This window comes from Siccirubricoccus soli, assembly GCF_024178315.1.
Classification (GTDB): domain Bacteria; phylum Pseudomonadota; class Alphaproteobacteria; order Acetobacterales; family Acetobacteraceae; genus Siccirubricoccus; species Siccirubricoccus soli.
In genome coordinates, this window is sequence record NZ_JAMZIK010000260.1 from 1 (window position 1) to 4,460 (window position 4,460).

Here is a 4,460-nt window from a genome sequence, read left to right on the forward strand (position 1 = left end):
CCGGCGCGGCCTGCCGGCGGCGCAGCGCCACGCCGGCCAGCACCAGCTCCCGCGCCGCCCGCAGGGCGGGCGGGGCCGGGCCGGATTCCAGCACGCCCAGCGCCTGCTCCGCCGCCGCCAATTGGCCGAGCAGCAACAGGCGCCTTGCCTCCAGGATGCGCGCATGCAGCGCGTTGGCCCCGTCGCCCGCCCTCTCCAGCACCTCGCGCGCGGTGGCCAGGCGCGCCGGCACCCAGCCCAGCTCGCGGCAGGCGAAGGCGATCTCCGCCTCGGCCAGCAGGCAGCGTGCCCGCGCCACCGCCGCATGCGGGTCGAAGCCGCGCTGCGCGTCCCGCAGCAGCGCCCGGGCGCGCGCATACTCGCCGAGTTGCGCCAGGGCGATGCCGCGCAACGCCAGGGCCGGCGGGTCCTGCCGCAGCGCCACCCGGTTCAGCGCGGCCAGCGGGTCGCCGGCCGAAAGGGCCCGCGCCGCCGCGGCGATCAGCGCATCCATCCCATTCCCGCCAGATTTGTCACTCCAGGCCGGCGCGGCCCCAGCGGCACTCTACCGCATGGCCGGCAGCGAGGCAGAGGAGAGCAGGCATGACGCATCGGACGGCAACGCGGCAGGAATGGTTGGCGGCACGGCTGGAGCTGCTGGCGGCGGAGAAGGCCCTGACGCGGCAAGGCGACGCGGTGGCGCAGCAGCGCCAGGCGCTGCCCTGGGTACGGCTGGAGAAGCCCTACCGCTTCGAGACGGAGACCGGCCCCGCCACCCTCCGGGATCTCTTCCAGGGACGGTCGCAGCTATTGGTCTACCACTTCATGTTCGGGCCGGATTATGCGGCGGGCTGCCCCTCCTGCTCGATGATCGCGGACGGGTTCAACGGCTTCGCGACGCATCTCGCCCAGCATGACGTCATGCTCTGGGCCGTCTCGCGGGCACCCCTGCCGAAGCTGCTGGAGTACCGGCGGCGCATGGGCTGGAGTTTCCCCCGGGCCTCGTCCTTCGGCAGCGATTTCAATGCCGACTTCAACGTCTGGTTCACCGAGGCGCAGCAGCGCGAGGGCATGGTGGACTACAACTACCGGCGCGAGGCGGGTTTCGTCTGGCGCCAGGGGGAGGCGGCCGGCGCCGGGGCGGAATCGCTCTTCGCCGCCATGTGCGGCACCGATACCGCGACCTTCCACCGGGACCGCCCCGGCCTCAGCGCCTTCGCACTGCAGGATGGCGCGGTGCATCACACCTATTCCGCCTATGCGCGTGGGCTGGACGGGCTCTGGGGCGCCTATCAGTGGCTGGACCGCGCGCCGCTGGGGCGGAACGAGGCGGGCGTGTGGTGGCGCCGGCATGACGAATACGGCGCGGCCTGAAACCGGCCGGCCCGCCATCGCCTCGCTGCTCCGCCGCGGCGCGGAGGCGCTCGGCCTGGCGGCCGCACCGGGCTTCGCGCTGATGGCGCTGCTCTCCGCCCGGCCTGCGGGCGGGCTGACGGATGGGCTGTGCCATGGCGGGGCGGCCGCCTCGCCGCTGCGGGGCATGGCGGTGAGGTATCTGCTGATGGCGGCCATCCACGCCGCGCCCTGGCTGCGCCTGCTGGCCGGGCGCTGAGCGTGATCGGATGAGGTCGGCTCGATCGAAGCCGCGAATCACGCAAGCAAACGATGCGCTGGAGCGGGATGGGCGAGCGGAGCTCTACCTATCCTGCTCCAGGGCAGGTTCCAACCTGGTGGATCATGGCGTGGCCCACGAGGTGGGATGCTCTGGATCCCAGGTTCTCCAGAGCATGATATCCGGTCAGGTGAGCCCACCCGACCGGATGTTGCCATAGGAGGGCGGTGCCACCGCCTGGCACGAAAGGCCCGGGCGGCCCGCCTTGCGGCGCGCTGCCCGGGCCGATGCACCCCGGCCGAAGCCTTACCAGCTATAGCTCACGCCGACCGTCACGCTGTGGTCGGTCTGGTGGGCGCGGAGGTCGCCGGCATAGGCGACGAAGGCCGTCCCGCCGCCCGGCATGCGCAGATCCATGCCAAGGCCGAGGATGGCGCCGTCCCGCCCCACCTTCGCCGTCTGCGCCCGCATCGGCGTGCCCGCCGCGCCCTGGAAGCTGGACAGGGTGGTGAAGTCGGCATCGCCGAATTCCCGGGCATAGAAGAGCTTGGCACTCGGCGCCAACTGCCAGCCCTCGCCCAGCGCCACGCTGGTGCCGGCGCGGAGGCCGAGCAGGGCGCGGGTGCTGGTGCCGGTCGCGGAGCGGATGGCGAGGTTCAGCACCCCCGCATCCTTCTCCCGCACCGTGTCGCGGGACTGGCTGTCCACCCGGAGGCCGACGCTGGGCAGCAAATGCCAGCTCCCCACCTCATGCCGCGTGCCGAAGGCGACCGCGCCATGCACGCCGAGGCCGGAGGCCTGGCCGCGGGCGATGGTGCGGAAGGCGCCCAGGTTGCGATGCACGCTGGTGTCGGAGACCGAGCCGCCGAACTGCGCATCGGCCCAGAGATCCGCATTGGTCCAGCTGCCCTGCAGGGCGGCGTGCACCATGTCGAGATCCGCCTTGCCCCCGGTGCTGCCGGAGGAGATCCGCATGCCGGAGTAGCCGATCGCCGCCCCGACCTCCGTGCCGGCATCCAGCCGCAGCGCCGCGCCGCCGGCGAAGCCGCCGCCGGAGCTGTTGCTGGCGGTGTTGCCGGTGGCGGAGACGCGCTGGCTGCCGCCGAGCCCTGCTGCCCAGAGGGTGAGACGGCCATCCGGCGTGCTCGCCTGGTTGCCGATGCCGCGGCCATGGCCGCGCCGCGCCGCCGCCTGGTCCGCCACCGCTGTGCCGAACTGGCCGGAGGCAGTGAGACTGCCGCGGATGGCATCGCCATAGATGGTGCCGGAGAGCCGGTCCATCGTGGCCGGCAGGGCTTCCGCCGGCAGGGCGAAGAGAATGCCGAGCGTCGCCGTCCGCTCCGCATCCGTGCGCAGCCCCGGCAGTGGCCGCAGGGCATCGAGGCCGAGGCCGACCTGCGTCTGGTTCGGCGTCTGCGCCAGGCCCAGCGCCCCGAGCCCGGCATAGCTCTCCGGCGTCACGTAGAGGGTGAGGGCGGTGGCGGTGTAGAGCGCATCGAAGCGGCTGCCGGGCAGCAGCCCTCCGGTGGGCTGGGCAAGGCCGGAGAAGCTGCCCTGTACGCCGCCGCTGGCCTGCACCACGGTGAAGGCCTGGCCCACCGGCGGGGTGTAGCTGTTGTTGGCGTCGCCGGTGATGCCGCGCAGCCGCGGCGCCAGCGTGCCGCCGGCGGTGAAGCTGCCGCCCGTCACCAGCACCCGGTCGAAATTGCCCGCCCCGTTGCCGGTGCCCGTGCCGTCGATGTCGAGGGCGAGGGTGGCGCCGGGGTCGAGGACCAGGCTCTCGGTGAAGGTGATGGTGCCCGGGCTGTCGCCGGGGGAGAGGGTGCCCCGCACCGTGGTCGGCGTGGTGATGGTGCCGGTGCCATGCAGGGTGGAGTCGCCCAGCACCACCAGTCCGGTGGCGTCGAGGATCAATGAGCCGGTGAGGGTGGCGGAGCCGGTGAAGACGCTGGTCGCCGTCTGCCCATCGGCCGAGACCTGGTAGACATTGCCGCCCAGCGACACCGCATGGCCGCTGGTGTCCACATGGCCCTGGGTCTCGATCACCACGGTGCGGTCCAGGCTGAAGCTGGAGGTCGCCAGCAGCGTGCCGTTCCGCACCACCAGGGCGCCGGAGCTGGCGCCGAGCGCGCTGTCCGAGCCGATGGCGAGGGTGGTGCCGCCGATCACCAGCGTGCCGCCGGCATAGGTATTGGTCCCGGTCAGCGCCAGGGTGCCGCCGCCATCCGCCACCAGCCCGCCGCTGCCGGAGATGGTGCCGGAGAGGGAGATGGTGCGCATCGCCGTGTCGAAGGTGCCGGTGCCCGCCAGGCTGACGGACCGGGCGGAGACGAGGCCCTGCGGCGCCACCAGCCGGCCGTTGGTGATGGCGAGCCCGCCCTCGGCGCCGCCCATGGCGGCGTCGCTGGCGATGATCAGGGTGGCGTTGGCGATGCTGGTGCCGCCGGCATAGCTGCTGGTGCCGGTCAGGCTCTGGGTGCCGCCCGCCAGGGCGAAGCCGCCGCTGCCGGAGATGGCGCCGAAGAAGCTGCCGGCGGCGTTGGTCAGCGTCAGGGTGCGGGCCCCGAGCTCCACCCCGCCGCTGCCGGAGAGGGTGGTGATGCTGGCGCCGGCGCTGGTATCCGCGATGCGGAAGGTGCCGTCATTCACCAGCCCGGCGGAGGCGGCGATGCTGCCCGTGCCGCTGAGGGCGAGGGTGGCGCCGCCATTGATGGTGGTGCTGCCGGTATAGGTGTTCAGTCCGGCGAGCGTCTGGGTGCCGCCGGCGACGGTCAGGCCGCCGTTGCCGGAGATGCCGCCGGCAAAGCTGGTGGAGCCGTTGGCGATGGTGAGCGGCTTCGCCCCCAGCACCACGGCGCCGCTGCCGGAA

The 4,460-nt window shown here is 73.1% G+C and carries 4 protein-coding genes; 2 read left to right on the plus strand and 2 right to left on the minus strand.

The window, feature by feature from the left end; translation table 11 throughout:
- Positions 1-493: hypothetical protein (locus NJ376_RS27920; RefSeq protein ID WP_370288754.1), on the minus strand; the 493-nt coding region annotated here is incomplete at its 3' end.
- 89 nt (positions 494-582) lie between these two features.
- Here NJ376_RS27920 and NJ376_RS27925 point away from each other — a divergent pair.
- Complete coding sequence (locus NJ376_RS27925) at positions 583-1,353, plus strand: DUF899 domain-containing protein (protein WP_252956630.1); 771 nt, start codon at positions 583-585, stop codon at positions 1,351-1,353.
- On the plus strand, positions 1,331-1,591 hold the full coding sequence (locus tag NJ376_RS27930) for a hypothetical protein (RefSeq protein WP_252956631.1): 261 nt from the start codon (positions 1,331-1,333) through the stop codon (positions 1,589-1,591). Before NJ376_RS27925 ends, NJ376_RS27930 begins: the two co-directional genes overlap by 23 nt.
- 306 nt (positions 1,592-1,897) lie before the next feature.
- Here NJ376_RS27930 and NJ376_RS27935 read toward each other — a convergent pair.
- A partial coding sequence (locus NJ376_RS27935) for an autotransporter outer membrane beta-barrel domain-containing protein (protein WP_252956632.1) occupies positions 1,898-4,460 on the minus strand: 2,563 nt, incomplete at its 5' end.

What these genes read in the sequence shown, in the direction of transcription:
- NJ376_RS27925 (WP_252956630.1), top strand. Translation starts at nt 583, where the DNA reads ATGACGCATCGGACGGCAACGCGGCAGGAATGGTTGGCGGCACGGCTG.
- NJ376_RS27930 (WP_252956631.1), top strand. Translation starts at nt 1,331, where the DNA reads ATGACGAATACGGCGCGGCCTGAAACCGGCCGGCCCGCCATCGCCTCG.